Below are 26,876 nucleotides of genomic sequence, written 5' to 3' on the forward strand. Positions count from 1 at the left end.
CTAGTGGTGGTACTCGCCGCCGTTGACGTCGAGGCACTGCCCGGTGATCGCCCGCGCCATCGGCGAGGCGAGGAACACCACGGCGTCGGCGATCTCGTCCGGTTCCGGCAGCTTGCGCAGGTCTGTTGTGGACGCGGTTTCGGCGTAGACCTCTTCGGGCGTGATACCGCGTTCCTTGGCGAGGTAATTGAAGTACCACTTGAGGTTCGGCGCCCAGATGTAGCCGGGCGCGACGGTGTTGACGCGGATCCCGTCCGGCCCGAGTTCGCTGGCGAGGCTCTGCGAGAGCGACAGCAGCGCCGACTTCGCCATCTTGTACGCACCGAACGTGCGTCGCGAATGCCGCAGCACCGCCGAGTTGATCATCACCAGCGAGCCCTTGCTCTCCTTGAGCGCGGGCAGGAACAACCGGGTCAGCCGCAGCACCGAGATCCCGGCCGTTTCGAACCCGGCCCGGACGGCATCGAGGTCCACAGTGGCCAGATCGGTCAGCGGCGGGACGGCGAAGGCGTTGTGCACCACCGCGTCCACCCGGCCGAACGCTTCGAGCGCCTCGTTCACCAGGTTCGCGGCGGAGTCGGCGTCGTCGATGTCGGTCCGGACCGCGACGGCGCGCCGCCCGAGATCCGTGACTTCTTTCGCGACCTCGGTGAGCCGCGACTCGGTGCGCGCGGCGAGCACGACGTCCGCGCCCGCTTCCGCGCTGCGCACGGCGATCGACCGGCCGAGTCCCGGGCCGATACCGGAGACGACGACCACCTTGTCCCGCAACAGGTCCGCCACCATCGCTCCTTCCAAGGGGTCCGGGGAGCGGAGCCCTCCGGTGGGGTCTGGGGCTCGGCCCCAGAAGGCACAGCTCACCCCAGCATCCGGGCGGCGACGGCGTCCTGCCGGGCCGCGATCCGCGCCGACCACTCGGCCGGCGTCACGCGCGCTTCCTCGTGGAAGGGCAGCCGGTCCGGCAGCTCGTCCACCTTGACGACCTCGACGACCGGGCCGTCGTCCGGGCCGAGGTCCCGCGCGAGCCGCTGCCAGCGGATCTGGACGTACCCGCGGTCGTGGCCCGTGCGCTCCAGCCAGTTCGCCACGCCGGGGTCGCGCTCGCTGATCACGAACCGGAGCTTGCCGTCCGGGTCGACGCGCGCCTGGTCCGCGGTGAGGCTCGTCTGGTGGTTGATGTAGTCGAGCGAGACGTACCAGAGGCTGCCGAGCTGGATGCCCTGGTACGGCGCGTCCGCGCACCGCGGCACGGTGACGATCATCGCCTCTTCGTCGCCCAGCTCGTAGTGCCCGGCCGACGAGAACTGCGTGGTCAGCCCGCCCGGCGTCGACCGCGGCTCGGTCATCGTGTTGACCGGCAGGTTGTCGTAGAACCACTTCGGGAACGCGAGGAACGTCTTCAGCCGGCTCAGCAGGATCTTGCCGGTCACGCCGTAGCGCTTGGCCAGCGCCGACCGGTCCGGCACCGGCGGCGCCTGGCCCGCCGTGTCGACGCACTGGATGCGGATTTCGCCGCGCTTCTCGGTCGCCCAGTCACTGTGGACTTCGCGGACGACGAGCATCGACGAGCCTTCGCCGAGGACGAAGTAGTTCGGTCCCGGGTTCTCGCGAGCCGGGCCGAAGCGCAGCTCGAACCGGCCGTCTTCGCCGATTTCGATGGCCCGGTCGTCGAACGCGGCGAGGCTGTCGGGCACCACGACCGGCGAGTAGTCGCCGTTGAGGATCTGGAAGCTCAGGTCGGCGGTGGTCCCGCGGACGCCGGTGACGAGGTATTCGCGGTCGGCGCGGATGTTCGCGTTGAAGTACAGCGTGTCCGGGTTGTCCAGCCCCATCTTGGTGTACGGCCCGGTGGACGCGGTGAAGTACGGGAAGTCGCGCTGGTAGGCCCAGGCCATCTGCAGCGACGCGCGGATGCTCCCGGCGAGGTAGTCGTAGCCCTCCAGCAGGCCCTGCTCGGTCTGCGCCGGCGGCGCCTCGGCGATCAGCTTCTCGGCCTCGGCGATCGCGTCCGCGAACGACCGGGTCAACGAGAACTCGTTCTCGATCATGCCGGAACGGCCCAGCGGTTCGCGAGCAGCCGGAAGCCCGGGTTGTCCGCCCAGGAGAGCATCGACTCGTAGGTCCGGACGTACCCGATGTGCGACATCCGCCAGGCGCCGTCGGCCTCCCGGCGGTAGGTGTCCTCGTAGAAGGCGGCGCCCTCGATGATCACCTTGTGGTCGGGGACGATGACCTTGTCGGTGAACGACCACCGCCCGGTCGCGGTGTCGCCGTCGACCTCGATCTCGGGCTGACCTGCGTGGTGGACGGTGATGATGCCGTTGCCGAGGCTCTTGGTGAGGAACTCGAGGATGGCGTCGCGCCCCTCGAACTTCTTCCCGTCCCCGCCCACTGCGTGCGTCCCGTAGTCGGCCGTGGCGTCGACGGTGAACGTGTCGGCCACCTCGTCCCACAGCTTCAGGTCCACCCCGCGCAGGTACCGGTACTTCAGCCGGCGGATCTCTTCGAGTACGACCAGGTCCATGCTCACAGGGTCCCGCACCGCTTGACCGATGACAAGAACATGTTCTACTTTTTTCCGGTGTCCGTGGCCTATGAGCTGTCCCACCTGGCCGCGCTCGAAGCGGAGGCCGTGCACGTCTTCCGCGAAGTCGCGGCGACCTTCGAACGCCCGGTGCTGCTCTTTTCCGGCGGCAAGGACTCGGTGGTGATGCTGCACGCCGCCGCGAAGGCGTTCTGGCCGGCGCCGCTGCCGTTCCCGGTGCTGCACGTCGACACCGGCCACAACTTCGACGAGGTCATCCGGTTCCGCGACGAGACCGTCGCCTCCTTGAACCTCCGGCTGCTCGTCGCGAGCGTGCAGGACGACATCGACGCCGGGCGCGTCGTCGAGGAGACGGGACCGGGGGCCAGCCGCAACCGGCTGCAGACCGTCACGCTGCTGCGCGCGATCCGCGAAGGCGGTTTCGACGCCGTGTTCGGCGGCGCCCGTCGCGACGAGGAGAAGGCACGCGCCAAGGAGCGCGTGTTCAGCTTCCGCGACGAGCACGGCCAGTGGGATCCGCGCGGCCAGCGCCCGGAGCTGTGGAACCTCTACAACGGGCGGCACCGGCGCGGCGAGCACATCCGCGTCTTCCCGCTGTCGAACTGGACCGAGCTGGACATCTGGCAGTACATCCGGGACGAGCGGATCGCGCTGCCACCGCTGTACTACGCGCACAAGCGCCCGGTGGTCCAGCGGGACGGCATGCTGCTCGCGGCCACGCGTTTCCTGTCCCTTGTTGACGGCGAGACGCCGTACGAGGCGACCGTGCGGTTCCGGACCGTCGGCGACGCCACCTGCACCGGCTGCGTCGAATCGTCGGCGGCGACACCGTCCGAAGTGGTCGCCGAGGTGGCCGCCACGCGCGTCACCGAACGCGGCGCCACGCGGGCCGACGACCGGATTTCCGAAGCAGGCATGGAAGACCGCAAGCGGGAGGGCTACTTCTGATGCAGCTGCTGCGGATCGCCACGGCGGGGAGCGTGGACGACGGGAAGTCCACGTTGATCGGCCGGCTGCTGTTCGACTCGAAGGCGATCTTCACCGACCAGCTCGCCGCCGTCGAACGCGCCAGCCGCGACCGCGGCGAGGACTACCCGGACCTCGCGCTGCTCACCGACGGTCTGCGCGCCGAGCGCGAGCAGGGCATCACCATCGACGTCGCCCACCGCTACTTCGCCACGCCCAAACGCAAGTTCATCGTCGCGGACACGCCGGGGCACCTGCAGTACACGCGGAACATGGTGACCGGCGCGTCGACGGCCGACCTGGCGCTGATCCTGGTGGACGCGCGCAAGGGCGTGCTGGAGCAGTCGCGGCGGCACGCGTTCCTCGCGTCGCTGCTCGGCATCGGGCACCTCGTGGTGTGCGTCAACAAGATGGACCTCGTCGGGTGGTCCCAGGAGCGGTTCGGCGAAATCCGCGAAGAGTTCCGCCGGTTCGCGATGAAGCTCGACGTCGCCGACCTGACGTTCGTGCCGGTCTCGGCGCTGCACGGCGACAACGTCGTCCACCGCAGCGCGAGCATGCCCTGGTACGAAGGGACTTCGCTGCTGCACCAGCTGGAGGAGGTGCACGTCGCGTCCGACCGCAACCTGATCGACGCGCGGTTCCCGGTGCAGTACGTCATCCGCCGCGCCGACTTCCGCGGGTACGCGGGCACCATCGCCGGCGGCGTGTTCAAGCCGGGCGACGAGGTCGTGGCGCTGCCGTCGGGGTTCACCTCGCGGGTGCGCGCGGTGTGGGGCCCGGGCGGGAAACCGCTTTCGGAAGCCTTCACCGGGCAGGCGGTCGCGGTCGAGCTGGCCGACGACCTGGACCTGGGGCGCGGCGCGATGCTGTGCCGCCCGGGCAACCGCGCGGAGTCGGCCCGCGAAGTCGACGCGCTGGTGTGCTGGTTCTCTTCGAGTTCTTCGTTGACGCCGGGTGCTTCCTACGCCGTCCGGCACACGACCACCGAGACGCGGGGTTCGGTGGAACGGCTGGAGTACCGCCTCGACGTCACGACGCTGCACCGCTCCCCGGCGGATTCGCTGTCGTTGAACGACATCGGCCGGATCCGCCTGCGCACGCGCGCGCCGCTGCTGTTCGACCCGTACCGCCGCAACCGCGCCACCGGCGGGTTCCTGCTGGTGGACGAGCACACGGGCGACACGGTCGCGGCGGGCATGATCACGGGCACGGTGGCGTCCCCGGTCGTCTGGCACACGGCGGCGGTCCGCCGCGAGGACCGCCCGACCCGCGGCGCGACGGTGTGGCTGACCGGGCTGTCGGCGTCGGGCAAGTCGTCGGTGGCGGTGGAACTGGAGCGCCGCCTGGTGGCGGCGGGCCGCCCGGCGTACCTCCTCGACGGCGACAACCTGCGCCACGGGCTCAATGCCGGGCTGGGGTTCAGCCCCGAGGACCGCGCGGAGAACGTCCGGCGGGTGGCGGAGGTGGCCCGCCTGTTCGCGGACGCCGGTGTGGTGGCGATCGCGTCGCTGATCAGCCCTTATGCGGCGGACCGTGCTTCGGCGCGGGCGATCTCCGGGGACTTGCCGTTCGTGGAGGTCTTCGTGGACACGCCGCTGGAGGTCTGCGAGGCGCGCGATCCGAAGGGGATGTACGCGAAGGCGCGGGCCGGGGAGATCACCGGGTTCACGGGCATCGACGCGCCGTACGAGCGGCCCGCGTCGCCCGACCTGGTGCTTCGCCCGGGTGACGGCGACCCGGCGGCGATGGCCGCGGCGATCCAGGCCGTTCTCGACGACCTCGACCGGAATGTGTCCTAAGGCGGCCATTCCGGCTGGTTCACCGCACCCTCGCCGCCCGGTTTGTGGTCTGATATCTCCGCTGACCGGGGTGATGACGAGGGAGAACAGTGAAAAGCGTGGTGTGGTGGTCGATCGGCCTGCTGTTCGGGCTGAGCCTGGTGGCGCTCGGCCTGTTCGGCTCCGGGGAGCCCAGCTCCAAGGTGCTGTGCGGGAGCGAAGAGATGCGACCGGGGCAGACCTGCGAAAGGACCCAGTACGGCCAGAAGAGCAGCGAGACCTACGAAGAGAAGCGCCAGGAAGCGATCGACTCGGCGAGCACCTTCAAGAACGGCGGCCGGTGGGTCACGTTCGGCATCGGCGCGGGGATCGGGGCCTTGTGCGGTTGGCGGCTGGTCGTCGCGATCCGGCGCCGGGCCGGTCGGACGGTGCCCGGGCAGCAGACCGGCTTCGGTCCGACGCCGGGATTCCCGGCACAGGGTTTTCCGGCGCAGCAGGGCTTTCCGGCGCAGGGTTCTCCGGCGCAACAGGGGTTTCCGGCGCAGCAGCCGGGCTTCCCTCCGCCGCAGCAAGGATTCCCTCCGCCGCAGGGATTTCAGCAGCCGCCACCGGGTCACCAGCCGCCGCGCGGGCCATACCAGCACTAGCGTGAGACGCGCTCCTACCCGGCTTCGAGCGCGAAGAACAGGAAGCTCGGGAACGTGTCGAGCAGGTGGAAGTCGTCCGGGAACAGCTCACGCGCTTCCGGCACCGGATGGGGTTCGCTGATCACGGAGATCCGGAACCCGGCCGCGGTGAAGGCGTCGGTCATCGCGTGCAGCGGCTTGTGCCAGAACGTCATCCGCGCGGTTCCGCCGCGTAGCTCGAACTCGTCGGTCCAGGTGTACTGCTCGAAGTAGTCGGGCCGGGGCCCGGTCTGGCGGTGGATCAGGTTGTTCATGAAGGGGTGGTTGACGGACGCGATGAGCCGGCCGCCGGTCTTGAGCACCCGCCGGAACTCGGCGAGCGTCGGCTCCCAGTCCCGCAGGTAGTGCAGCACCAGGGACGCGACGACGTCGTCGAACGCGTCATCGGGGAAGGGCAGCGGATCGGCCAGGTCGGCGACCCGCAGGTCCGCGTCGGCGCCGAGCCGCCGCCGGGCGTGCTCGATCATCGCGGGGCTCTGGTCGAAGCCGGTCACGACGGCGCCCCGCTCGCGCAGCGCGGCGAACAGCGGGCCCGAGCCGCAGCCGGCGTCGAGGATCCGCCGTCCGGCGACGTCCCCGGCGAGGGCCAGGGTCGCGGGCCGTTCGTAGTAGGCGTTCATCAGGCTGGTTTCGTTTTCGGCCGTGTAGGCCTCGGCGAATTCGTCGTACGCGGCAACCGGGGTCATGCGGCCATAGTGCCCGCGCTAGCCCGCCGGCGCCACGAACCCCGAGTCGTACGCCCGGATCACCGCCTGGGTCCGGTCGCGCGCCCCGAGCTTCGCCAGCACGTTGCCCACGTGGGTCTTCACCGTCTGGATCCCCAGGTACAGCTCGCCTGCTATCTCCACATTGGACAGTCCACCGGCCATCAGCCGCAGCACTTCGCGTTCGCGCTCGGTCAGGTTCGCCCCCGCCAGGCCGTCACCGGACGGGGCGCGGTTCGCCGCCAGCCGGCGGATCGCCGCCGGGAACAGCAGCGACTCCCCCGCGACCACCGTGCGGATCGCCGCCACGATCTCCTCCGGCCTCGCCCGCTTGAGCAGGAACCCGCTCGCGCCCGCGAGCAGCGCGTCGTACACGTAGTCGTCGTTCTCGAAGGTCGTCACCACGATCACCTTCGGCGGCTCGTCCACGGTGGACATCAGGTGCGTGGTGGCGCGGATCCCGTCCACCGCGGGCATCCGCACGTCCATCAGGACGACGTCCGGACGCAGCCGAGCCACCAGGCCGGGCACCTCGGCGCCGTCGGCGGCTTCGCCGATCACCGTCAACCCGGGCTCGCTCTCGACGATCGCCCGCAGCCCGGCGCGGATCAGCGGCTCGTCGTCGACCAGCAGCACCCGCACGCTCAGCTCCCCCACGGCACCCGCACCTCGACCTCCCACCGCTCGTCCACCCGCCCGGCCGACAGCTCGCCGCCGAGCACCGCGACCCGCTCGCTCATCCCGCGCACCCCACGGCCGCCGCCGGCGCACCCCGCGCCGTTCCCGAGCGGATTGGCGACCCGGGCGAGCAGGCCGTGCGCGGCGACGTCGATGGCCACCGTCACCGGGACCCTACCGGCGTGCCGGACCGCGTTGGTCAGGCATTCCTGCAGGATCCGGTACACCTCGCGGGACACCACCGCGGGCACGGCGGCCAGGTCGCCGTCGATCGACGCGGTGACGTCGGTGCCGGCCAGCCGAGTGGTGTCCAGGAGGGTCGGCAGCTCGGTCAGCGCCGGCTGCGGTGTGCGAGCCGCCGCCTCGTCGCGCAGCAGCCCGAGGACGTGGTCGAGGTCGTCGAGGGCCGTGCGGGCGGACTCCTCGATCGCACCGAGCGCGCGCTCCGTGAAGTCCGGGTCGGTGCGCAGCGTCCGCCGGGCGGCGCCCGCCTGGAGGGTGACGACGCTCAGGGCGTGCCCGACCGAGTCGTGCAGTTCGCGGGCCAGGCGGTTGCGCTCGGCGAGCTGCCCGGTCCGCCGTTCCAGCTGCGCGATCCGATCGGCGGCGCTCATCCCGAGCAGCCGTGCCGCGACCCGGCGCAGGACGCCGCCGACCGCCCAGACGGCGTAGACGAGCAGCACGGCGGCGAGGGCGAAGACGACGGGCAGCCACACCGAGGGCCAGCCGGGCGGCACGGTGACCTCGCCACCGCCGTCGGTCTGGAAGAGGTGCCCGGTGAAGACGGCGCTGACGGAGACCCCGATGGCAACGGGCGCGGCGAGGCTGAAGAAGCTGACGACGAACCCGGCGACGACGTGCAGCACGAACATGCCGGCGGCCCGCCGCCGCCCGGGCCGGCTGCGCGGTTTCGCGGGCGCGTCGGGGACGGGGTCGTCGAGCAGCTCCCGGACGGCGGTGGATTCCAGGACGTGCACGGCGGGCAGGAAGGCGGTCCCGGCGAGGACGAGCAGCGTGATGACGCCGCCGACCAGGACGGCCTGCTCGGCGGTGGTGACGAACGGCAGGACGGAAGGCACGGCGACGGCGGAGAAGAGCAGGTAGGGGACGCTGATGGCCCCGCCGAGGACGAGGTACACCCAGCGACGGTAGGTCGCCTTGCTCGTCAGGGGGCGGAGGATGCGCACGGGCCGATCTTCGCAGGTGGCGGGGTTGAGCGCCTCCCTCTCGCGGTGGAGGCAGCCCCCGCCCTCTCCGGGGGTCCGGCCCCGCTTCCGGGTCCCCGCCGGGTAAGGGCGAGCGCCCCAAGGCGGCCTTGGTTGCGTCCCACGCACCCAATGTGGCCTTCGGTGCGTGGGACGCACCGAAGGCCACATTGGGGCGCTTCAGGACCTAGTGAGCGACCTTGCGCGGAGCAGTCTCAGCCCCCGCCAACCCGTTCACCCACAACGACTGCACCTTCGCCGCCTCGGCGGCCGAAGGCTTCGCGTTCTTGCACGACGTCCCCGGCCCGTGGCCGGACATCAACTCCGTGCACGGCCCGCTGTAGTGGTCCGGCAAGCCCAGATTGTGGCCCAGCTCGTGCGCCGCGATTCGGGTCGGGTCGTAGCCCTCCGCCACCTGGCTCGTGTCCAGGTAGATGTCGCCGCGGCCGTGGCCGTTGGTGTTCGTGTACGAACCGCCGCTGTGGATCTCGTGGAACTTGATCGTCGCGCCCGTGGTGCGTTTGACCAGCTTCACGTCGGTGACCGCGGCGTTCCAGTTGGCCGCGCCCCGGTCGATCTGGGCGAGGTAGTCCGGCGCGCCCGACGAGCTGTAGTAGAGCGTCGTGACCGCGGCCGCCGATGCGGTGGGCGCGAAGCCCACGGCCAGCGGGGCCACCAGGGCCAGGGCCGCGATCCGGCTGATCACGCGTGCGTCCATCGTGTCTCCTTCGTCCGATTCAGAGAACACTTCACCGTGGTTCGAGCGATCAGGTTAGAAGTCCACGGACCCCGCGGCCACGGCCGAAAGTAGCTCCCTCGCCGGAGGGAGCCCGGTCCCGCCGCCGCGTGAGCCGCCCCACCGCGCCGCCGTGGTCTGCTCGCCCCATGGACATCCTGCTGGGCCTGCTGACCCTGCCGCTCTACGCGCTCGTGCTGTGGCCGCTCGTGGTCGCCTCCCGGCGCGTGCTCGGCGTGCGGATCGGCGCCGTCCGCGCGTTGTGCGGCGCCGCCTTCGGCTGGCTCGTCGCGGGCGGTATCGGCCAGGCGTTCCCGGTTTCCCTGCTGCACAACGGCGGTGCGGCGGTCGGCCTGCTGATCCCGTTGGCGGGCAGCGCTTTCCTGGCGACGCTGATCTTCCTCTTCGTCGCCGAGCTGGCCCTGCCGGGCGGGTTCCGGCCGCGGTCGCTGCGCGCCAAGGTGCGGCGCGCCCGCCGGTACTCGCAGATCAGCCGGATCGCGATCAAGCACGGTCTCGGCCGCCACCTCGCCGGCCGCCGCGACTCCGGCGTCCGGCACGCCAAGCTCGCCCGCTCCCTGCGCCTCGCGCTCGAGGAGGGCGGCGTGACGTTCGTGAAGCTCGGCCAGCTGCTCTCGACGCGCGCGGACCTGCTGCCGCCGGTGTTCGTCGACGAGCTCGCGAAGCTGCAGGACCGGGTCGCGCCCGCGAAGGCCGACGCCGTCTGGGCGGTGCTCACCGAAGAGCTCGGCGGCTCGCCCGACGACGTCTTCGCGGAGTTCGACCCGGAACCCCTGGCCGCCGCGTCGGTCGCGCAGGTCTACCGGGCCCGGCTGCGCGGCGGCCAGGACGTCGTGGTCAAGGTGCAGCGCCCGGGCGTGCGGGAGCAGGCCGAACGCGACATCGACATCGTCCGCCGCGTCGCCGCCGCCCTCGAGGAACGCGCGGACTGGGCGCGCTCGCTCGGGGTCGCCGAACTCGCCGACGGGTTCGCCGAAGCGCTGGCCGAGGAGCTCGACTTCACCATCGAAGCCCGCAACATCGCCGCCGTGGCCGTCACTTCGTGCCCGGACGTCGCTTTACCGACCGTCCACAAAGAACTGTCCACCGAGCGCGTCCTCGTCATGTCCCGTTTGGACGGCAAGCCCTTGGAGACGGCCCCGGCGGCCGACCGCAAACGGCTCGCGCGGGCGCTGCTGCGGTGCCTGCTCGACCAGGTGCTGATCGGCGGCGTCTTCCACGCCGACCCGCACCCGGGCAACCTCATGCTGCTCGCCGACGGCCGCCTGGGCCTGCTCGACTTCGGCTCGGTCGGCCGCCTCGACGCCGGGCTGCGCGGCGGCCTGCAGAACCTCGTCCTGGCCCTCGACCGCGGCGACCCGGCGGCCCTGCGCGACGGCCTGCTGGAGATCGTCGACCGCACCGGCGACATCGACGAGCAGCGCCTCGACCGCGCGCTCGGCGCGCTCGTCGCCCGCCACTTCGGCCCCGGCCGCTCCCCCGGCCTCGACCTGTTCACCAGCCTGTTCCGGGTCGTCGCGGACTTCCGGCTGAGCGTGCCGCCGCCGGTCGCCGCGGTGGTCCGGGCCCTCGCCACCGTCGAAGGGACGCTGTCGGCGCTCGACCCCGGGTTCGACGTCCTGGCCGAGTCCCGCGCGTTCGCCGCCGAGCAGGTCGGCGCCCGGCTGCGGCCGGACTCGCTGCGCCACACCGCGCTCACCGAGGTCATGGCGCTGCTGCCGGTGCTGCGCCGCCTCCCCCGCCGCATCGACCGCGTCGGCGCCGCGCTGGAGGAGGGCAGGCTGTCGGTGAACGTCCGGCTGTTCTCCGACGAGCGCGACCGCGACGTCGTCACGACGCTGGTGCACGAGGTCCTGCTGGCGTTCGTCGGCGCGGCGACCGGGCTGATGGCCGTCCTGCTGCTGGGCGGCGACGGCGGCCCGCGCGTCGCCGCCGGCCTGACGCTGCACCAGGTGTTCGGCTACAACCTGCTGGTGATCAGCGCGCTGGTGGGGCTGCGGCTGCTCTTCGTCGTCTTCCGGCGCTCCGGACGGCGGTCACGATCAGCCCGGTGAGGCCGGCGACGAACAGCACGAACCCGCCGAGGATCCACCAGCGCAGCGAGCCCAGCGTCGAGTCGGTCAGCGGCGCGCCCGGCAGGCCCGCGTCGGTGAACGACGTGACCGGGGCCAGGGTCTCCGGCGTGACGACCGTGCCGGTGGCGACCACGATCCCGAGGACGCCGGACGATCGCACCGGGCCACCGAACCGCGAGTCGTCGGAGTTGCCCCGGTTGTCACCCTCGACGAAGATCGTGCCCTCGGGCACCTTGGTGGAGAACTCGAAGAGTCCTTCGTAGCCGGGGGTGATGTAGGGCTCGGTGATCGGCTTGCCGTTGATCGAAAGGTGCTCTTCGGTGCAGCAGGCGACCGTGTCCCCGGCGACCCCGACGACGCGGACGACACTGACCCCGGCGCGGCTCGAATCGGCGTAGGCGCTCAGGTCGATGGCGACGAGATCCCCACGGTGCACCTCGGCACCGTCGGTCCGGTGCACCACCAGCCGATCGCCCGGCTCGAGGGTCGGGCTCATGTTCCCGCTCTGCGTCACGTAGGCCTCATAGCCCAGCATCAGCCGGCCGAAGCCGTAGGCACCAGCGCCCACGCCGAGCACCATGAGGGCCACCATCAGCAGCACCACGCGCAGGCTGGAGCGCGATTTCGCCGGCTCGGGCGGGGCGGGCGGGAAGGACATTTCCGTCACGATGATCTATCGAGCCGTCCTCGGCTTCGTTACCCCGCCCGGGGCGCGTACATGATCACCGCGACCCCGGCGAGGCACAGCAGCGCGCCGAAGACGTCGTAGCGGTCCGGGCGGTAACCGTCCGCGACCATCCCCCTCGCCAGCGAACCGGCGACGAACACGCCGCCGTAGGCCGCGAGGATGCGGCCGAAGTGGGCGTCCGGCTGGAGTGTCGCCACGAAGCCGTACACGCCCAGAGCCAGGATCCCGCCGCCGATCCAGAGCCAGCCGCGGTGCTCGCGGACGCCCTGCCAGACCAGCCACGCGCCGCCGATTTCGCAGACCGCCGCGGCGAGGAACAGGACGATCGAGCGCAGGACCACCCCGGGATACTAGCTCCCGTGCCGTTCACGCTGAGTCATCCGGCCGCCGTGCTCCCGCTGGCCAGGCGTCCCCTGGTTCCCTCCGCGCTCGTGGCCGGGTCGGTGGCGCCGGACGTCTTCTGGTTCGTGCCGCGGCTGCCCGGCGTCGGCTTGACGAAGACGCACGAATTCGCGTCGGTGCTGTGGCTCGACCCGCTGATCGCCCTCGTCCTGCTCGCGGTCTTCCAGACCGTTTTGAAGCGGCCGCTGCTGGCCCTGGCGCCGAAACCCCTGGCCGAACGGCTCCCCCGCCAGTTCAGCTGGAGGCGGCCGGGCTGGATCGCCCTGTCGCTGGTCCTCGGCGCCGCCACGCACGTCGGCTGGGACATGTTCACCCACGAAAGCGGCGGGCTGCCGTTCCTCAAGATCCCGATCGTCACCGGCGTCGACGTCGGACGGCTGATCCAGCTGATCAGCACGATCGCCGGTGCCGCCGTCCTCGCGTGGTGGCTCGTCCGCTGGTACCGCGCCGCGCCCACCCGGCCGGTCCCGCCGGGCACCCGGCACCGCAAGGCCGTCACGGCACTCCTGGCGGCCGGCGCACTCACCGGCGTCCTGGCACAGGTGCTGCCGTTCCTGGCCCACCACGACCCGATGACCCGCGCGGGCGTGGTCGGCAACGCGACGTACCTGCTGGTCACCGGCGCCTGCAGCGGGTTCTTGGCCGCGCTCGGCCTCTACGCGCTGATCTGGCACGCGCGGTATAGGGCGTTATACACAAAGCGGGCCACCTCGGAAGGTGACCCGCTCGATGCGCGAGAAGTCAGACGGTGAAGCCGAGGGCGCGCAGCTGCTCGCGGCCGTCCTCGGTGATCTTCTCCGGGCCCCACGGCGGCATCCAGACCCAGTTGATCCGGAAGTCCTTGACGAGGCCGCCGCTGGTGAGCGCGGCGTTCGTCTGGTCCTCGATGACGTCGGTCAGCGGGCAGGCCGCGGACGTCAGGGTCATGTCGAGGGTCGCCGTGTTGTCCGGCTCGACGCGGATGTCGTAGACCAGGCCGAGGTCGACGACGTTGATGCCGAGCTCGGGGTCGACGACGTCGCGCATGGCTTCCTCGACGTCCTCGATCTTGGCGAGGTCGAGGTCCTGCTTCGCGGTGGTCTCGGCGTCGAGGTCGGCGGCGGTCCGCCCCTCACGGGTCGCGGTGTCTTCGGTCATGCCTTTTCAGCTCCACTGGTCGTCCGGGCGACGGCGTCCTTGAAAGCCATCCAGCCGAGGAGGGCGCACTTGACGCGGGCGGGGTACTTGGCGACGCCGGCGAAGGCGACCCCGTCCTCCAGCACGTCCTCGTCCGGCTCGACCTTTCCCTTGCCCTGCATCAGTTCCACGAAGGCGTCCATGGTGGTGAACGCCTCCTCGATCGTGTGGCCGACGACGAGATCCGTCAAGACCGACGTCGAAGCCTGGCTGATCGAACAGCCCTGGCCGTCGTAGGAGACGTCGGCGACCTTCCCGTCGTCGACCTTGACCCGCAGCGTCACCTCGTCGCCACAGGTCGGGTTGACCTGGAACGACTCGGCGTCGAACGGGTCGCGCAGGCCGCGCCCGTGCGGGTTCTTGTAGTGGTCCAGGATGATCTCCTGGTACATGCTCTCCAGGTTCACTGCGCCACCCCGAAGAACTTCTGCGCCTCGCGGATGCCCGCGACGAGCGCGTCCACTTCGGACAGCTCGTTGTAGAGGTAGAACGACGCGCGCACGGTCGCCTGCGCGTTGCAGGCGCGGTGCAGCGGCCACGCGCAGTGGTGGCCGACGCGGACGGCGATGCCGAGGCTGTCGAGCACCTGGCCGGCGTCGTGCGGGTGCACGCCGTCGATCACGAACGACACGGTCGCGCCACGGTCCTTCAGGTCCGTCGGCCCGATGATCCGGACGCCGGGGATCGCGGAGATGCCCTCGATGGCCGCCGCGGCGAGCTCGTGCTCGTGCGCCGCGATCCGGTCCATGCCGATGGCCGAGAGGTAGTCGACGGCCGCGCCGAGGCCGATGGCCTGCGACGTCATCGGGACGCCTGCCTCGAACCGCTGCGGCGGCGGCGCGAAGGTCGAGCCCTCCATGCGGACCATCTCGATCATCGACCCGCCGGTGAGGAACGGCGGCATCGCTTCGAGCAGCTCAGTCCGTCCATAGAGGACGCCGATGCCGGACGGGCCGAGCATCTTGTGCCCGGAGAACGCGGCGAAGTCGACGCCCAGCGCGTGGAAGTCCACCGGGAAGTGCGGCACCGACTGACAGGCGTCGAGCACGGTGAACGCGCCGACGGCCTTGGCCTTCTCCACCAACAGCGAAACCGGGTTCACCGTGCCGAGCACGTTGGACTGGTGCGCGAACGCGACCACCTTCGTGCGGTCGGTGATCAGCTCGTCCACATCGGACAGATCGAGGCGGCCGTCTTCGGTGACCTTGAACCACTTCAGCGTCGCCCCGGTGCGCTGGCACAGCTGCTGCCACGGCACGAGGTTCGCGTGGTGCTCCATCTCGGTGACGACGATCTCGTCACCCGGCCCGACGACGAAGCGCGCCGCTTCCGGGCCGGCGGTGGCGGCGTTGCCGAACGAGTAGGCGACCAGGTTGATGCCCTCGGTGGCGTTCTTGGTGAACACCAGCTCCTCGGGGTCGGCGCCGACGAACTCGGCGATCTTCGCCCGGGCGGACTCGTAGGCGTCGGTGGCCTCTTCGGACAGCTGGTGCGCGCCGCGGTGGACGGCGGCGTTCGACGTGACGACGTAGTGCCGTTCGGCGTCGAGCACCGCTTCCGGCCGTTGCGACGTCGCCCCGGAGTCCAGGTACACCAAGGGTTTCCCGTCGCGGACGGTGCGCGACAGGATGGGGAAGTCGGCCCTCAGGGCCGCCACGTCCAGTGGCAAAGAGCTGGCCGAGGTGGTGGTCATCGGGCCGACTCCTCTCATTCTCGGTGTACTGGGAAAAGCGTCAGAGCGCGGCCGGCTCGGGCTTGCCGGCGTACTTGACGTAGCCGTGCTCCTCCAGCTCGTCCGCCAGCTCCTTGCCGCCCGACTCGACGATCTTGCCGCCGGCGAAGACGTGCACGAAGTCCGGCGTGATGTGGCGGAGGATCCGGGTGTAGTGCGTGATCAGCATGACGCCGACCTCGCTCGAAGCCTTGTACGCGTTGACACCCTCGGACACGACGCGCAGGGCGTCGACGTCCAGGCCGGAGTCGGTCTCGTCGAGGATGGCGAACTTCGGCTTGAGCAGCGCCAGCTGCAGGATCTCGTGGCGCTTCTTCTCGCCGCCGGAGAAGCCCTCGTTGACCGAGCGCTCGGCGAACTCCTGCGAGATCTCGAGCTTGCCCATCTCCTCCTTGACCTCCTTGACCCAGTGGCGCAGCTTGGGGGCCTCGCCACGGACCGCGGTGGCCGCGGTGCGGAGGAAGTTGGACATGGAGACGCCGGGGACCTCGACCGGGTACTGCATCGCGAGGAACAGGCCCGCGCGGGCGCGCTCGTCGACGCTCATCTCGAGGACGTTCTCGCCGTCGAGCAGCACCTCACCGGAGGTGACTTCGTACTTCGGGTGCCCGGCGATCGCGTAGGACAGCGTGGACTTGCCCGAGCCGTTCGGGCCCATGATCGCGTGCGTCTCGCCCGACTTGATCGTCAGGTTGACGCCCTTGAGGATCTCCTTGGCGCCCTCGTCGGTCGTGACCGAGGCGTGGAGGTCCTTGATTTCCAGGGTAGCCATTTCTTCGTTTCCTAAGTCAGAGAGGGCGGTCAGGCACCGACGGCTTCGAGTTCGGCTTCGATCGCGGCTTCGAGGCGCTCGCGCACCTCGGGGACGTCGATCTTCACCAGGATCTCGTGGAAGAACCCGCGCACGACCAAGCGCCGCGCGGCTTCTTCGGCGATCCCGCGCGACTGGAGGTAGAACAACTGCTCGTCGTCGAACCTTCCCGTCGCGCTCGCGTGGCCGGCGCCTTCGATCTCGCCGGTCTCGATCTCGAGGTTCGGCACCGAGTCCGCGCGGGCGCCCGGGGTGAGCACCAGGTTGCGGTTGAGCTCGTAGGTGTCGGTGGCCTCGGCCGCGGCGCGGATCAGGACGTCGCCAATCCACACGGTGTGCGCGTCAGGCCCATCTCCTGCACTGCCCTGCAGCGCGCCCTTGTACATCACGCGCGACTTGCAGTTCGGCACCGCGTGGTCGACGAAGAGCCGGTGCTCCTGGTGCTGGCCCTTGTCCGCGAAGTAGACGCCGAGCATCTCGACGTCGCCGCCCTTGTCGGCGAAGGTCGCCGTCGGCGAGACGCGGACCAGGTCACCGCCGAGGGTGATCACGGTGTGCCGCAGCGTGGCGTCGCGGCCCAGCTTCAGGTGCTGTTCGGAGACGTGCACGGCGTCGTCGGCCCAGTCCTGGACGCTGACCACGGTGACCTTGGCGCCGTCGCCGATGACGAACTCGACGTTGTCGGCGTAGGTGCCGGAGCCGACGTGGTCGAGCACGATCACGGCTTCGGCGAACGCCTCGGCGCGGACCTGCAGGTGCCCGTAGGCGACCTGGCCCTCGCCCGGGCCGTGGATCCGCAGCACGGACGGCTTCGACGCCTTCGTCTCCTTCGGCACCGTCACGACGGTGGCCTTCTGGAACGCGGAGTACGCCTGCGCGGCGATCCGGTCGCTCGGGACGCCGGCGGCGCCGAGCCGCTCGTCGTCGCGGCCGACGGTCTCGATCTTCAGCTCGGGCGCGGCCTCGGCTTCGAGCGTGATCTCGCCGGTGGCGGTGGCGCTGCCGTCGTGGAGGCCGCGGAGGCGCTTCATCGGCGTGAAGCGCCAGTTCTCCTCACGGCCGCCGGGGACCTCGAAGGCCTCGACGTCGTAGGAGGTGAAGCGCTCCGCGCGGGAGGCGGCCGGGATGACCGCCCCCTCGCGGAGAGCTTCGGAAACGTTGTTCTCGGTAACCGACATGACTAGCCGACGGACCCTTCCATCTGGAGCTCGATCAGGCGGTTCAGCTCGAGCGCGTACTCCATCGGCAGCTCACGGGCGATCGGCTCCACGAAGCCGCGCACGATCATCGCCATCGCCTCGGCCTCGTCGAGACCGCGCGACATCAGGTAGAACAGCTGGTCCTCGCTGACCTTGGACACCGTGGCCTCGTGGCCCATGGACACCTCGTCGTTGCGGATGTCCACGTACGGGTACGTGTCCGAGCGCGAGATGGTGTCCACCAGCAACGCGTCGCAGACCACGCTGGAGCGCGAGTGGTGCGCCCGCTTCGCCACGCGGACCAGGCCGCGGTACGAAGTGCGGCCGCCGCCGCGCGCCACCGACTTCGACACGATGGTCGAGGAGGTGTACGGCGCGAGGTGCTCCATCTTGGCGCCCGCGTCCTGGTGCTGGCCCTCGCCCGCGAACGCGACCGACAGGACCTCGCCCTTGGCGTGCTCGCCCATGAGGAACACCGACGGGTACTTCATCGTCACCTTGGAACCGATGTTGCCGTCGATCCATTCCATGGTCGCGCCCTCTTCGCACTTGGCGCGCTTGGTGACCAGGTTGTAGACGTTGTTCGACCAGTTCTGGATGGTCGTGTAGCGGCAGCGGGCGCCCTTCTTGACGATGATCTCCACGACCGCCGAGTGCAGCGAGTCGGACTGGTAGATCGGCGCCGTGCAACCCTCGACGTAGTGCACGTAGGCACCTTCGTCGACGATGATCAGGGTGCGCTCGAACTGGCCCATGTTCTCGGTGTTGATCCGGAAGTAGGCCTGCAGCGGGATCTCGACGTGCACGCCCTTCGGCACGTAGATGAACGAGCCGCCGGACCACACCGCCGTGTTCAGCGCGGAGAACTTGTTGTCGCCGGCCGGGATGACCGAGCCGAAGTACTCCCGGAACAGCTCCGGGTGCTCCTTGAGCGCGGAGTCGGTGTCCAGGAACAGGACGCCCTGCTCCTCCAGGTCCTCGCGGATCTGGTGGTAGACGACCTCGGACTCGTACTGCGCGGCGACACCGGCGACGAGGCGCTGCTTCTCCGCCTCGGGGATGCCGAGCTTGTCGTACGTGTTCTTGATGTCCTCGGGCAGTTCCTCCCAGGAGGTGGCCTGCTTCTCCGTGGACCGCACGAAGTACTTGATGTTCTCGAAGTCGATCCCGGAGAGGTCCGCACCCCAGTTGGGCATAGGCTTCTTCTCGAAGAGCTTGAGCGCCTTCAGTCGCGCTTCGCGCATCCACTCCGGCTCGGACTTCTTCGAGGAGATGTCGGTGACGACGTCCTCGTTCAGCCCGCGACGGGCGCTGGCGCCCGCTTCGTCGGAGTCGGCCCAGCCGAACGCGTACTTGCCAAGGGACTCGATGGTCTCTTCCTGGCTCAGTGGCGCGGTGGTGGGAGTGCGCTGCTCGGCAGCGGCAGTCATGCGGGTTTCCCTCCATTCGGGATCCGTGCTGTGTGCCCCTCGGGGGACACCGTTCTCACCGGCTCGGGATGGGCCGGCTGACCCGCCGTGACGGGTACGTGGGTGGTGCACGCGGAGTCACCGCGCGCGATGGTCGCCAGCCGCTGGACGTGGGTGCCCAGCAGCTCGGCGAACGCCTCGGTCTCGGCCTCGCAGAGCTGCGGGAACTCCGCGGCCACGTGGGCGACCGGGCAGTGGTGCTGGCAAAGCTGCGCCCCGACGTTCTGACCCGGTGCCGGTTTTTCCGAGGCACCAGCACCGACCTGACGGGTCGACGCAGCGTAGCCCTCCCTGGTCAGCGCGGTCGCCAGGGCCTCCGCGCGCGCCGCGGGATCACTCGATCCGGTGATCGCGGAGCGGTGCGGGCCGACCAGCTTCTCGATGCGGCGCTCGGCGAAGGCGCGGACGGCGTCCTCCCCGGCGTGCTCGGCCAGGAAGCGGATGGCCGACACGGCCAGGTCGTCGTAGGCGTGCCCGAACCGCGCGCGGCCGGGCTCGGTGAGCAGGAAGAGCTTCGCCGGACGACCCCGGCCCCGGGGTCCGCGGCGGGGTGCGTCGCGGGTCTCGGCCTCGCCGTCGGCGAGCAGCGCGTCGAGGTGCCGGCGAACGGCCGTCGGGCTGATCCCCAGCTGCTCGGCGACCACGACGGCGGTCATGGGACCCTGTTCCAGCAGCAGCCGGGCGACCTCGTGCCGGGTCTTGCCCTCGGCGCTGACCTGCGACGGGACGTGCGGGTGCGCGGCGCGGGGCATGTCGCCGCCCGCCTGGTCACCCGCCTCCGTCTTTTTCACAACACAAGTGTGTCTTATTTCCGGATGACCCGCAAAGGCGGAGTCTCCGGCAGTGACCCGACTCACTCCTCGGCGACCCCGATACCCTGCACCCGTGGCAGTGGGTGAACAGGACCAGCAGGCGGCGGTCGTCGCGACCGACAGTGCGCACCCCGTCACGCTTTCGCCCGTCCACCCCCTGGAGCCGCTGCCTCTCGAGGCCGACGAGCGCCGCGGGCTGAACGTCGTCCGCCGCTTCGGCACGGTCGGGTCGCTCTTCCTCGCCCTGGGGTCCCTGGGCGCCGGCGCCGCCCCGGTGATCAACCCGGTGCAGGAGATCCCGGTGCTGCGGCTGTTCACCCGGATCCCGACGGTGTCGCTGGCCATCGCCATCTCCGGGATGGGCATCCTGGTGCTGAGCTGGCTGATGCTCGGCAAGTTCGCCCGCCCCGACCGCACCCGGCTCGCCTCCCAGGGCCAGCTCGCCCGGACCATCGCGCTGTGGGTGCTGCCGCTGCTGGTCATCCCGCCACTGTTCTCCCGTGACGTCTACAGCTACCTCGCGCAGAGCGAGATCGTGCACCGCGGGATGGACCCGTACGTGCTCGGCCCGGCGCAGGCCCTCGGCGTCGCCGACCCGTTCACCGCGGGCGTGTCGAACATGTGGCGCGAGACGCCGGCGCCGTACGGGCCGCTGGTGCTGCGCCTCGGCGGCTGGCTGGCCCCGCTGGCCGGCAACAGCATCGCCGTCGGCGTGCTGCTGCAGCGGCTGCTCGCGCTCGCCGGCGTCGTCCTCATCGTCTGGGCGCTGCCCCGGCTGGCCCGCCGCTTCGGCGTCCAGCCCGCGACCGCGCTGTGGCTCGGCGCGCTGAACCCGCTGCTGATCTTCCACTTCGTCGCCGGCGCCCACAACGACGCGCTCGCCGTCGGCCTGATGCTCGCCGGCCTCGAGGTCGGCATCCGGCGGCTGCCGATCCGGGTGAAGGGCGACACGCCACCACCGCTCGCGCGCGGGGAGCTGCTGTACATCGGCCTCGGCGTGGCGATCATCACCCTCGGCGTCGCGGTGAAGCTGCCCGCGGTGTTCGCGCTGCCCTTCTTCGCCGTGATGGTGGCGCGGCGCTGGCACGGCCGGCTCAAGGACCTCTTCTACGCGGGCGCGCCGATGGCGGCGTGGTTCGGCCTGGTCCTGGTCGCCGTGTGCTTCGGCACCGGGCTCGGCTTCGGCTGGGTCGGCGCGACGTTCAACACCCCCGGCCTGGTGCGCTCCTGGATCTCCCCCACCGCCGAGCTGGCCAACCTCTCCGGCGTCCTCGGCATCGCGCTCGGGCTCGGCAACCACACCAACGGCCTGGTGCCGATCCTCGGCGCGCTCGGCTACCTCGTGGCCGTCGCGATCACCTTCAAGTTCCTGTGGGACAGCTTCAAGTGGCGCTACCGGCCGATCATCGGCCTCGGCGTCTCCCTCGGCGCGGTGATGATCCTGCAGATCAACCTGCAGCCCTGGTACGTGCTGTGGGCGGTGATCCCGCTGGCCGCGGCGGCCGGGACGTCCCGCTTCCGGGTGGCCGCGGCGGTGCTGTCCGCCGCGCTGCCGTTCCTGCTGCCGCCCACCGGCAGCACGTTCGACGGCCGCCCGTACGTGCTGCCGTTCGCCTACGGCGCGGCGGTGGTCGTGTGCGGCGGCGGGATGCTGATCGTGCGGCGCCTCGCTCCCGTCTTGCTCTCCAGGCCGTCCCCGCGGCTGCCCGCGCGGGCCGAGCCCGTATCGTGACCCGATGTGAGTGCCCCCGCCGTCGAGATCACCGGGCTGGTGAAAAGCTACGGCTCCACCCGCGCGGTCGACGGTCTCGACCTGCGGATGGAGCGCGGCAGCCTGCTCGCCCTGCTCGGCCCGAACGGGGCCGGCAAGACCACCACCGTCGAGGTCTGCGAAGGCTTCCTCCGCGCTGACGCCGGTTCGGTGCGCGTGCTCGGCCTCGACCCGGTCCGCGAGTCGGCGGAGCTGCGCCCCCGCGTCGGGATCATGCCCCAGGGCGGCGGCGCGTACCCCGGCGTCCGCGCCGACGAGATGCTCAACCTGGTGGCCTCGTGCGCGGCGTCCCCGCTGGACCCGGCCTGGCTGCTGGAGGTCCTCGGGCTGGCTTCGGTCCGGCGGACTCCGTTCAAGCGCCTGTCCGGCGGGCAGCAGCAGCGGCTTTCGCTGGCGTGCGCCCTGGTCGGGCGGCCCGAGCTGGTGTTCCTCGACGAGCCGACCGCGGGCATGGACCCCCAGGCCCGCCGCCTGGTGTGGGACCTGCTGTCGGCGTTGCGCCGCGACGGCGTTTCGGTGCTGCTGACCACGCACCTGATGGAAGAGGCCGAGGCACTGGCCGACACGGTGGTGATCGTGGACCACGGCAAGGTCGTCGTCTCGGGTGCGCCGCAGTCGTTGACGGTGGACGAGAGCGGCAACGCGGGCCTGCGGTTCAAGGCCCGCACGCGGCTGGACACGGCGTTGCTGACGGCGGCGTTGCCGGAGGGCTACGCGGTGCGCGAGTCGGCGCCGGGAACGTACGTCGTGGTCGGGTCGGTCGACCCGCAGGTGGTGTCGACGGTCACGGCGTGGTGCGCGCAGCAGGGCGTCCTGCCGGAGGAGCTGCAGGTCGGCAAGCGGACGCTCGAAGAGGTCTTCCTCGAGCTGACCGGACGGGAGCTGCGGGCGTGACTTTTGCTCCTGGCACGTTCACCCCGGCCCCGGGGCGCGGCTCCCTCGGCCGCATGCTGCGCACGCACGCGCGCGTCGAGGCGAGCTTGACGTTGCGCCACGGCGAGCAGGTGCTGCTCACCCTGTTGATTCCGTTGGCGTTGCTGATCGGGCTGTCGCTGCTGGACATCCTCCCTTCCGCGCAGCTTGGTTCGACGTCCAAAGTGGACTGGATCACGCCCCGCATCCTGGCGCTGGCGGTGATGTCCTCGGCGTTCACGGGCCAGGCGATCGCCCTGGGCTTCGACCGCCGGTACGGAGTGCTGAAGCGGTTGTCGGCGACGGCGTTGCCGCGGTGGCTGCTGGTGGCGGGACGGCTGATCGCCGCGCTCGTGGTGGTCGTGCTGCAGTCGGTGATCATCGGTGTGGTGGCGGCGTTCCTGGGGTGGTCGCCCTCGCTGTCCGGCCTCTTCTCGGCTGTGCTCTTGCTGGTGCTGGGGACGCTTGCTTTCGGGGCTTTAGGCGTTCTTTTGGGCGGCGCGTTGCGGGCCGAAGCGGTGCTGGCCTTGGCGAACATCGTGTGGTTCGTGTTGTTGCTGGCCGGGGGGATCTTGCTGGCGCCGTCGTCGTTGCCATCCGGGCTGGCTCGCGTGGTGGAGCTGCTGCCGTCGGGGGCGCTGGCGGAGGGGATGCGGTCCGCTTTGGTGGACGGGGCTTTCGCGCCGGGGCCGATGGTGGTGCTGGCGGTGTGGGCTGTCCTCGCGGGCGCGTTGGCTTCGCGGACGACCAAGCTCACCTGAGCGTTTTCGGCGAATTCTTGTTTCTGCGCTCGTGGGGCCCGCCACCCCGCTCGCCGATTGTGACTACGGACGGCAGCACCGCGTCAAGGCGGGAAAGCGTGCCTTGACCCGGCACTGCCGTCCGTGTCCTGGCTTCGGATCGGGGCGGTGGGCCGGGTCTGGGTGGGGTGCCGGTTCTCTCCTTGGCTGCCGTTCACGTCCCTTTGCGCCTGAAGGTGCGCTGTGACTTTGCCGGGACCTCTGTTCGGAGGCCTTTGCGTGACCTTGGTCCCTTGCACTCTTCGCGGGTTTCTGGGCGCCGGGACCTGCCGAAAGCCGCGTTTCCCGGCGCTCTACCATCGATGGGTGCCGTTCACCAGCCTCGTCGCCCGCCTGCCGTTTCCGTCCGCCGCCGTGCAGCGGGCCGTCGGGATCGCCGCCGTCGTCGCGCAGGCGCTGATCGGCGTCACCGGCTCCATCGTGCGCGTCACCGGCTCGGGCCTCGGCTGCCCGACCTGGCCGCAGTGCGTCGCCGGCAGCCTCGTCCCCAAGCACGACTCCGGCATCGACGCCCTCAACCAGTGGATCGAGTTCGGCAACCGGCTGCTGACCGGTGTCGTCATCGTCGTCGCCGCCATCGCCGTCATCACCGCGTGGCGCGTGCAGATCGACCACCCCTCCCGCAAGCGCCTGGTGAAGCTGGCCTGGACGATGCCCGGCGGCGTCGTGCTGCAGGCCGTCGTCGGCGGAATGACTGTGCTCGCGAAGCTCGAGTGGTGGACCGTCGCGATCCACTTCCTCGCCACCACTCCCCTGGTGTGGCTCGCGGTCCTGCTGCTGCGCGCGTTCCGCGAAGGCGACGAGCCCGCGCGCTCGCTGGTCCCCGCGTCCGGCCGGGGCATCCTGGTGGCACTGGCCGTGGTGATGTGGCTGGTCCTCGCGGCGGGCACGACGGTGACCGGCGCCGGCCCCCACAGCGGCGACATCAACACCCACCGCCTCGACGCCCCGGTGGAGTCGCTCGCCCAGGTCCACGGCGGCCTGCTGGTGCTCTACCTGCTGCTGCTCGCGGTGTTCGGCCTCCAGCTGATGCGCATCGGCGCGCCGAAGGGCCTCTGGCAGCGCTACATCGTGGTCTGGGTGGTCGCGGTGGCGCAGGGCGGGCTCGGTTCGCTGCAGTACGCGCTGGGCGTGCCGGAGGCGATGGTGTCGTTCCACGTGCTCGGCGCGATGGCGGTGATCATCGCGACGGCGTCGCTGTGGGTGGGCAGCCGCGACCGCGGCCCGGTGGTCTCGCTGACGGCGGCGCCTAAGGAACTCGCCACCGCCTGAGCAACCGGCGGCCACCCGGCCGTAACACACCGCGGCTACGGTCCGCCCCATGACGACGCGCTCCGCGCCCAAGCCGCTCATCTCCCACCGCCGCGGCACCGGCGAGATGCTGGTGCTGAAGACGTTCCTGCTGGTGCCGTTCGCGGCGCTCCTGATCGCGGTCCCGCTGGTGTGGGGCTGGGGAATGACCTGGATCGACCTGGCCTTGGCGGCGGCGTTCTACGTGTTCGCGACGCTCGGCGTGACGGTCGGTTACCACCGCTATTTCACGCACGGGGCGTTCAAGGCGTCCCGGCCGCTGCGGATCGCGTTGGCGGTGGCGGGGAGCATGGCGGTCCAGGGGTCGGTGATCTTCTGGGTGGCGAGCCATCGGCGGCACCACGCGTTCGCGGACCGGGAGGGTGATCCGCATTCGCCGTGGCTGTTCGGGACGTCCCCTTCGGCGTTGCTGCGCGGGTTCTGGCACGCGCACATGGGGTGGATGTTTTCGCGCGAGGTGACCAACGCGGACCGGTTCGCGCCCGACCTGGTGGCGGACCGCGATCTGCGGGTGGTGAACCGGTACTTCTGGCTGTGGATCACGTTGAGCCTGGCCCTGCCGGCGGTGCTGGGCGGGTTGCTGTCGTGGTCGTGGTGGGGTGTCGTGACGGCGTTCTTCTGGGCCGGGTTGGTGCGGATCGCTTTCCTGCACCACGTGTCCTGGTCGGTGAATTCGATTTGTCACCTGATCGGGGAACGGCCGTTCGCTTCGCGTGACAAGGCGGCGAACTTTTGGCCGCTTGCCCTTTTGTCCATGGGCGAGTCTTGGCACAATTCGCACCACGCCGATCCGACTTGCGCGCGGCACGGGGTGTTGCGGGGTCAGGTGGACGTTTCGGCGCGGGTGATCCGGACGTTTGAACAGCTTGGTTGGGCGACCGATGTGCGGTGGCCGCGGGCTGACCGGTTGGCCGCCAAGCGCTCAAGCGCATGAGCATAACGTGCGCACGCTGACACGATCGAGAGATGACTCGCTCGATCGTGTCGCTCGCGTTCCCTTACGGTGAGCCAACTTTCACACCCACCGAAGGAGAATCGTGGCCAAGCACATCGACAACGGCAGGCGCGGAAAAATCCGGCGGGTTGCCGCCGGGATTGCTCTGATCCTCACCGTGGCCGGGGTGATCGCCCCGGCGTTGAGCGGCCAGGAGCCGGCCACCACCGTTGTCATCGCGGGTGGCGGAGGTGGCGGCAATACCGGGAACTGACTTCTGAATACCGAGATCCCTCGTGACCGATGGAACGTCGGTCACGAGGATTTCCACCTGAAGGCGATCCCGTAGTCCTCTCGCGGATGGCACCCTTCAACAAAGGTGTGCCGGACGAAACCGTCCTCGACGGGAAGCAGGTGCGGATCACCCTCCGGCGGTTTCCGCGTCCGTTCGTATTCCAGCTGTTCCGCGTACCACCAGCACGCCTCGGGCAGGTGTTTCGCGTCGAAGCTCACCTGGATCGTCAGGCCGCCGGGCGCGATGCCGTGGTGGTCGATGTCGACGTTGATCCATCTGCGTTCCTCTTCGAGCTGCCCGTCGAGCGCCTCGGAAACGAAGCTGTAGCGCTCGCCCTTCCGGAGAGTCCGGCGAAAGCTCAAGCGGGCCAGAATCGGGTCGTCCGGGTGCGCCCTGGGTGAAGCCACCACCCGACACGCCCACAGTGCCGTCACCGGCAGCTCCGCCATGTCGTGCGTCCAGCCGATAGCCGCATGCGTGTCGAAGCCGTCGACGCCGTCTTCGCAAGCGATGATGTCGCGTTCGGTGATGCGGCGCCAAATCGTCCGGCGGTACATCACCGCCGTGACGAGCATGCGCTCCACGAACACCTGCTGCGCCCCTCTCGAGGCCGCCCGCGCCCGCCAGGCGACGCGCTCCTCCACGACTTCCACCGCCGCCCGGCCGATGTCGATGCGGGGCCGCCAATCCACGCCCGCGGCCAGCTTGTCCGCCAGACGGCCCGCCAAGCTCTTGAGCGCGTCCCGCCAGGCTTGGTGCATCGGCGTCGTGGTGGTGGGCGGCGGATCACCGAAAACGCCCGGCAGCAGCATCAACTGCCGGAAGCGGTCGCCGAGCGTGGCCTTCCACACGGTTCCGCCTGGCGCCGGCGGCACCCGGAACGCTGCCATCAACGTGTTGTGGCGGCGAGAGCTCCCGGCCGCGCCGATCTCGTCGACGATCAGGCCCCACACGGCGAAAGCGCGTATTTCACGCGCCAACGACGCGGTCGGCGCCACCAAGGAGCGGAGCACCACCGCCGAGTCGCTCACCGGATCGTCGATCGCCTCACGGAGGAAGCGCAGGGGCTCGCCGTCCGGACGCTTCGCCAGCCAGCGCAGTGCGGCTTCGACTTCCGCGCGCGAAGCCGCCTCGTCGGCCGGTTCGCTGCCCATCCCGATCGTCATG

The 26,876-nt window shown here is 70.5% G+C and carries 28 protein-coding genes; 11 read left to right on the top strand and 17 right to left on the bottom strand.

What is annotated here, in order from left to right; genetic code table 11:
* The 3 genes from ABFJ78_RS20530 to ABFJ78_RS20540 all read right to left on the bottom strand — a co-directional run bounded on the left by ABFJ78_RS20530 (window position 1) and on the right by ABFJ78_RS20540 (window position 2,524).
* A complete protein-coding gene (locus ABFJ78_RS20530) occupies window positions 1-783 on the bottom strand; it encodes an SDR family oxidoreductase (RefSeq protein WP_436387981.1) in 783 nt (260 codons plus the stop codon).
* A gap of 74 nt (window positions 784-857) precedes the next feature.
* The gene (locus ABFJ78_RS20535) at window positions 858-2,048 is read right to left on the bottom strand and encodes a hypothetical protein (RefSeq protein ID WP_436387982.1); all 1,191 of its coding nucleotides are present in this window, start codon (window positions 2,046-2,048) and stop codon (window positions 858-860) included.
* Entirely contained in the window at window positions 2,045-2,524 is a 480-nt protein-coding gene (locus ABFJ78_RS20540) for a nuclear transport factor 2 family protein (RefSeq protein ID WP_436387983.1), read from the bottom strand. Before ABFJ78_RS20540 ends, ABFJ78_RS20535 begins: the two co-directional genes overlap by 4 nt.
* Window positions 2,525-2,563: 39 nt before the next feature.
* Here ABFJ78_RS20540 and cysD point away from each other — a divergent pair, with 39 nt between their 5' ends.
* The 3 genes from cysD (at window position 2,564) to ABFJ78_RS20555 (ending at window position 5,939) form a co-directional block, all read left to right on the top strand.
* Window positions 2,564-3,493 carry a sulfate adenylyltransferase subunit CysD gene (gene cysD, locus ABFJ78_RS20545; protein WP_436388411.1) on the top strand — a complete coding sequence of 310 codons (930 nt, stop codon included), beginning with the start codon at window positions 2,564-2,566 and terminating at the stop codon, window positions 3,491-3,493.
* The gene (cysC, locus tag ABFJ78_RS20550) at window positions 3,493-5,313 is read left to right on the top strand and encodes an adenylyl-sulfate kinase (protein ID WP_436387984.1); all 1,821 of its coding nucleotides are present in this window, start codon (window positions 3,493-3,495) and stop codon (window positions 5,311-5,313) included. Before cysD ends, cysC begins: the two co-directional genes overlap by 1 nt.
* A gap of 98 nt (window positions 5,314-5,411) precedes the next feature.
* A complete protein-coding gene (locus ABFJ78_RS20555; RefSeq protein WP_436387985.1) occupies window positions 5,412-5,939 on the top strand; it encodes a hypothetical protein in 528 nt (175 codons plus the stop codon).
* Window positions 5,940-5,953: 14 nt separating this feature from the next.
* Here ABFJ78_RS20555 and ABFJ78_RS20560 read toward each other — a convergent pair whose 3' ends face one another.
* The 4 genes from ABFJ78_RS20560 to ABFJ78_RS20575 all read right to left on the bottom strand — a co-directional run bounded on the left by ABFJ78_RS20560 (window position 5,954) and on the right by ABFJ78_RS20575 (window position 9,283).
* Window positions 5,954-6,664, bottom strand: a complete 711-nt coding sequence (locus ABFJ78_RS20560) for a class I SAM-dependent methyltransferase (protein ID WP_436387986.1) — start codon at window positions 6,662-6,664, stop codon at window positions 5,954-5,956.
* Window positions 6,665-6,682: 18 nt separating this feature from the next.
* Window positions 6,683-7,330 (bottom strand): response regulator, encoded by a 648-nt coding sequence (locus ABFJ78_RS20565; protein ID WP_436388412.1) that lies wholly within the window; start codon window positions 7,328-7,330, stop codon window positions 6,683-6,685.
* On the bottom strand, window positions 7,327-8,547 hold the full coding sequence (locus ABFJ78_RS20570; RefSeq protein WP_436387987.1) for a sensor histidine kinase: 1,221 nt from the start codon (window positions 8,545-8,547) through the stop codon (window positions 7,327-7,329). Before ABFJ78_RS20570 ends, ABFJ78_RS20565 begins: the two co-directional genes overlap by 4 nt.
* 205 nt (window positions 8,548-8,752) lie before the next feature.
* Entirely contained in the window at window positions 8,753-9,283 is a 531-nt protein-coding gene (locus ABFJ78_RS20575) for a snapalysin family zinc-dependent metalloprotease (RefSeq protein ID WP_436387988.1), read from the bottom strand.
* Between the two features lie 167 nt (window positions 9,284-9,450).
* On the opposite strand from ABFJ78_RS20575, the gene ABFJ78_RS20580 reads away from it, so the two are divergent.
* Window positions 9,451-11,376 (top strand): ABC1 kinase family protein, encoded by a 1,926-nt coding sequence (locus ABFJ78_RS20580; protein ID WP_436387989.1) that lies wholly within the window; start codon window positions 9,451-9,453, stop codon window positions 11,374-11,376.
* Here ABFJ78_RS20580 and lepB read toward each other — a convergent pair.
* Together lepB and ABFJ78_RS20590 are read right to left on the bottom strand one after the other, a co-directional pair.
* The gene (gene lepB, locus ABFJ78_RS20585; RefSeq protein ID WP_436387990.1) at window positions 11,300-12,055 is read right to left on the bottom strand and encodes a signal peptidase I; all 756 of its coding nucleotides are present in this window, start codon (window positions 12,053-12,055) and stop codon (window positions 11,300-11,302) included. The genes ABFJ78_RS20580 and lepB overlap by 77 nt on opposite strands.
* 38 nt (window positions 12,056-12,093) lie before the next feature.
* Window positions 12,094-12,426 (bottom strand): YnfA family protein, encoded by a 333-nt coding sequence (locus ABFJ78_RS20590; RefSeq protein WP_436387991.1) that lies wholly within the window; start codon window positions 12,424-12,426, stop codon window positions 12,094-12,096.
* 18 nt (window positions 12,427-12,444) lie between these two features.
* Between ABFJ78_RS20590 and ABFJ78_RS20595 the strand changes: the two genes are divergently transcribed.
* On the top strand, window positions 12,445-13,239 hold the full coding sequence (locus ABFJ78_RS20595; protein WP_436387992.1) for a DUF4184 family protein: 795 nt from the start codon (window positions 12,445-12,447) through the stop codon (window positions 13,237-13,239).
* Here ABFJ78_RS20595 and ABFJ78_RS20600 read toward each other — a convergent pair.
* Genes ABFJ78_RS20600 through ABFJ78_RS20630 form a run of 7 tightly spaced genes read right to left on the bottom strand, consistent with a single transcriptional unit; the run spans window position 13,229 to window position 19,626 of the window.
* Window positions 13,229-13,624, bottom strand: a complete 396-nt coding sequence (locus ABFJ78_RS20600; RefSeq protein WP_043788253.1) for a metal-sulfur cluster assembly factor — start codon at window positions 13,622-13,624, stop codon at window positions 13,229-13,231. The genes ABFJ78_RS20595 and ABFJ78_RS20600 overlap by 11 nt on opposite strands.
* Window positions 13,621-14,070, bottom strand: coding sequence for a Fe-S cluster assembly sulfur transfer protein SufU (gene sufU / locus ABFJ78_RS20605; protein WP_364446784.1), 450 nt, complete (start codon window positions 14,068-14,070; stop codon window positions 13,621-13,623). Before sufU ends, ABFJ78_RS20600 begins: the two co-directional genes overlap by 4 nt.
* Window positions 14,067-15,356 (bottom strand): cysteine desulfurase, encoded by a 1,290-nt coding sequence (locus ABFJ78_RS20610; RefSeq protein ID WP_436387993.1) that lies wholly within the window; start codon window positions 15,354-15,356, stop codon window positions 14,067-14,069. Before ABFJ78_RS20610 ends, sufU begins: the two co-directional genes overlap by 4 nt.
* Before the next feature lie 40 nt (window positions 15,357-15,396).
* On the bottom strand, window positions 15,397-16,167 hold the full coding sequence (gene sufC / locus ABFJ78_RS20615) for a Fe-S cluster assembly ATPase SufC (RefSeq protein ID WP_436387994.1): 771 nt from the start codon (window positions 16,165-16,167) through the stop codon (window positions 15,397-15,399).
* Window positions 16,168-16,196: 29 nt separating this feature from the next.
* The gene (gene sufD, locus ABFJ78_RS20620; protein ID WP_436387995.1) at window positions 16,197-17,384 is read right to left on the bottom strand and encodes a Fe-S cluster assembly protein SufD; all 1,188 of its coding nucleotides are present in this window, start codon (window positions 17,382-17,384) and stop codon (window positions 16,197-16,199) included.
* Window positions 17,385-17,386: 2 nt separating this feature from the next.
* Complete coding sequence (gene sufB / locus ABFJ78_RS20625) at window positions 17,387-18,835, bottom strand: Fe-S cluster assembly protein SufB (RefSeq protein ID WP_436387996.1); 1,449 nt, start codon at window positions 18,833-18,835, stop codon at window positions 17,387-17,389.
* Window positions 18,832-19,626 (bottom strand): helix-turn-helix transcriptional regulator, encoded by a 795-nt coding sequence (locus ABFJ78_RS20630; protein WP_436388413.1) that lies wholly within the window; start codon window positions 19,624-19,626, stop codon window positions 18,832-18,834. Before ABFJ78_RS20630 ends, sufB begins: the two co-directional genes overlap by 4 nt.
* Window positions 19,627-19,765: 139 nt before the next feature.
* Here ABFJ78_RS20630 and mptB point away from each other — a divergent pair, with 139 nt between their 5' ends.
* From mptB to ABFJ78_RS20660, 6 genes are all read left to right on the top strand, one after another.
* Window positions 19,766-21,418, top strand: coding sequence for a polyprenol phosphomannose-dependent alpha 1,6 mannosyltransferase MptB (gene mptB / locus ABFJ78_RS20635; RefSeq protein ID WP_436388414.1), 1,653 nt, complete (start codon window positions 19,766-19,768; stop codon window positions 21,416-21,418).
* Between the two features lie 6 nt (window positions 21,419-21,424).
* Complete coding sequence (locus ABFJ78_RS20640; RefSeq protein ID WP_436387997.1) at window positions 21,425-22,351, top strand: ABC transporter ATP-binding protein; 927 nt, start codon at window positions 21,425-21,427, stop codon at window positions 22,349-22,351.
* Between the two features lie 53 nt (window positions 22,352-22,404).
* On the top strand, window positions 22,405-23,130 hold the full coding sequence (locus tag ABFJ78_RS20645; protein WP_436388415.1) for an ABC transporter permease: 726 nt from the start codon (window positions 22,405-22,407) through the stop codon (window positions 23,128-23,130).
* A 345-nt stretch (window positions 23,131-23,475) separates the two neighbouring features.
* Complete coding sequence (locus ABFJ78_RS20650) at window positions 23,476-24,441, top strand: COX15/CtaA family protein (protein ID WP_364446762.1); 966 nt, start codon at window positions 23,476-23,478, stop codon at window positions 24,439-24,441.
* A 49-nt stretch (window positions 24,442-24,490) separates the two neighbouring features.
* Window positions 24,491-25,414 (top strand): acyl-CoA desaturase, encoded by a 924-nt coding sequence (locus ABFJ78_RS20655; protein WP_436387998.1) that lies wholly within the window; start codon window positions 24,491-24,493, stop codon window positions 25,412-25,414.
* A gap of 103 nt (window positions 25,415-25,517) precedes the next feature.
* On the top strand, window positions 25,518-25,688 hold the full coding sequence (locus tag ABFJ78_RS20660) for a hypothetical protein (RefSeq protein ID WP_436387999.1): 171 nt from the start codon (window positions 25,518-25,520) through the stop codon (window positions 25,686-25,688).
* Between the two features lie 41 nt (window positions 25,689-25,729).
* On the opposite strand, the gene ABFJ78_RS20665 is transcribed toward ABFJ78_RS20660, so the two are convergent.
* The gene (locus ABFJ78_RS20665) at window positions 25,730-26,875 is read right to left on the bottom strand and encodes a hypothetical protein (protein WP_436388000.1); all 1,146 of its coding nucleotides are present in this window, start codon (window positions 26,873-26,875) and stop codon (window positions 25,730-25,732) included.
* Window position 26,876 lies beyond the last annotated feature (1 nt).

Origin of the sequence: Amycolatopsis sp. MEPSY49, from assembly GCF_051337345.1 — a bacterium.
GTDB lineage: Bacteria > Actinomycetota > Actinomycetes > Mycobacteriales > Pseudonocardiaceae > Amycolatopsis.

What these genes read in the sequence shown, in the direction of transcription:
- cysD (WP_436388411.1), top strand. Translation starts at nt 2,564, where the DNA reads ATGTTCTACTTTTTTCCGGTGTCCGTGGCCTATGAGCTGTCCCACCTG.
- lepB (WP_436387990.1), bottom strand. Translation starts at nt 12,055, where the DNA reads ATGTCCTTCCCGCCCGCCCCGCCCGAGCCGGCGAAATCGCGCTCCAGC.
- sufC (WP_436387994.1), bottom strand. Translation starts at nt 16,167, where the DNA reads ATGGCTACCCTGGAAATCAAGGACCTCCACGCCTCGGTCACGACCGAC.
- ABFJ78_RS20655 (WP_436387998.1), top strand. Translation starts at nt 24,491, where the DNA reads ATGACGACGCGCTCCGCGCCCAAGCCGCTCATCTCCCACCGCCGCGGC.
- sufB (WP_436387996.1), bottom strand. Translation starts at nt 18,835, where the DNA reads ATGACTGCCGCTGCCGAGCAGCGCACTCCCACCACCGCGCCACTGAGC.
- ABFJ78_RS20610 (WP_436387993.1), bottom strand. Translation starts at nt 15,356, where the DNA reads ATGACCACCACCTCGGCCAGCTCTTTGCCACTGGACGTGGCGGCCCTG.
- ABFJ78_RS20575 (WP_436387988.1), bottom strand. Translation starts at nt 9,283, where the DNA reads ATGGACGCACGCGTGATCAGCCGGATCGCGGCCCTGGCCCTGGTGGCC.
- ABFJ78_RS20630 (WP_436388413.1), bottom strand. Translation starts at nt 19,626, where the DNA reads ATGCCCCGCGCCGCGCACCCGCACGTCCCGTCGCAGGTCAGCGCCGAG.
- ABFJ78_RS20580 (WP_436387989.1), top strand. Translation starts at nt 9,451, where the DNA reads ATGGACATCCTGCTGGGCCTGCTGACCCTGCCGCTCTACGCGCTCGTG.
- ABFJ78_RS20560 (WP_436387986.1), bottom strand. Translation starts at nt 6,664, where the DNA reads ATGACCCCGGTTGCCGCGTACGACGAATTCGCCGAGGCCTACACGGCC.
- ABFJ78_RS20535 (WP_436387982.1), bottom strand. Translation starts at nt 2,048, where the DNA reads ATGATCGAGAACGAGTTCTCGTTGACCCGGTCGTTCGCGGACGCGATC.
- sufD (WP_436387995.1), bottom strand. Translation starts at nt 17,384, where the DNA reads ATGTCGGTTACCGAGAACAACGTTTCCGAAGCTCTCCGCGAGGGGGCG.
- cysC (WP_436387984.1), top strand. Translation starts at nt 3,493, where the DNA reads ATGCAGCTGCTGCGGATCGCCACGGCGGGGAGCGTGGACGACGGGAAG.
- ABFJ78_RS20540 (WP_436387983.1), bottom strand. Translation starts at nt 2,524, where the DNA reads ATGGACCTGGTCGTACTCGAAGAGATCCGCCGGCTGAAGTACCGGTAC.
- ABFJ78_RS20645 (WP_436388415.1), top strand. Translation starts at nt 22,405, where the DNA reads ATGCTGCGCACGCACGCGCGCGTCGAGGCGAGCTTGACGTTGCGCCAC.
- ABFJ78_RS20600 (WP_043788253.1), bottom strand. Translation starts at nt 13,624, where the DNA reads ATGACCGAAGACACCGCGACCCGTGAGGGGCGGACCGCCGCCGACCTC.
- ABFJ78_RS20665 (WP_436388000.1), bottom strand. Translation starts at nt 26,875, where the DNA reads ATGACGATCGGGATGGGCAGCGAACCGGCCGACGAGGCGGCTTCGCGC.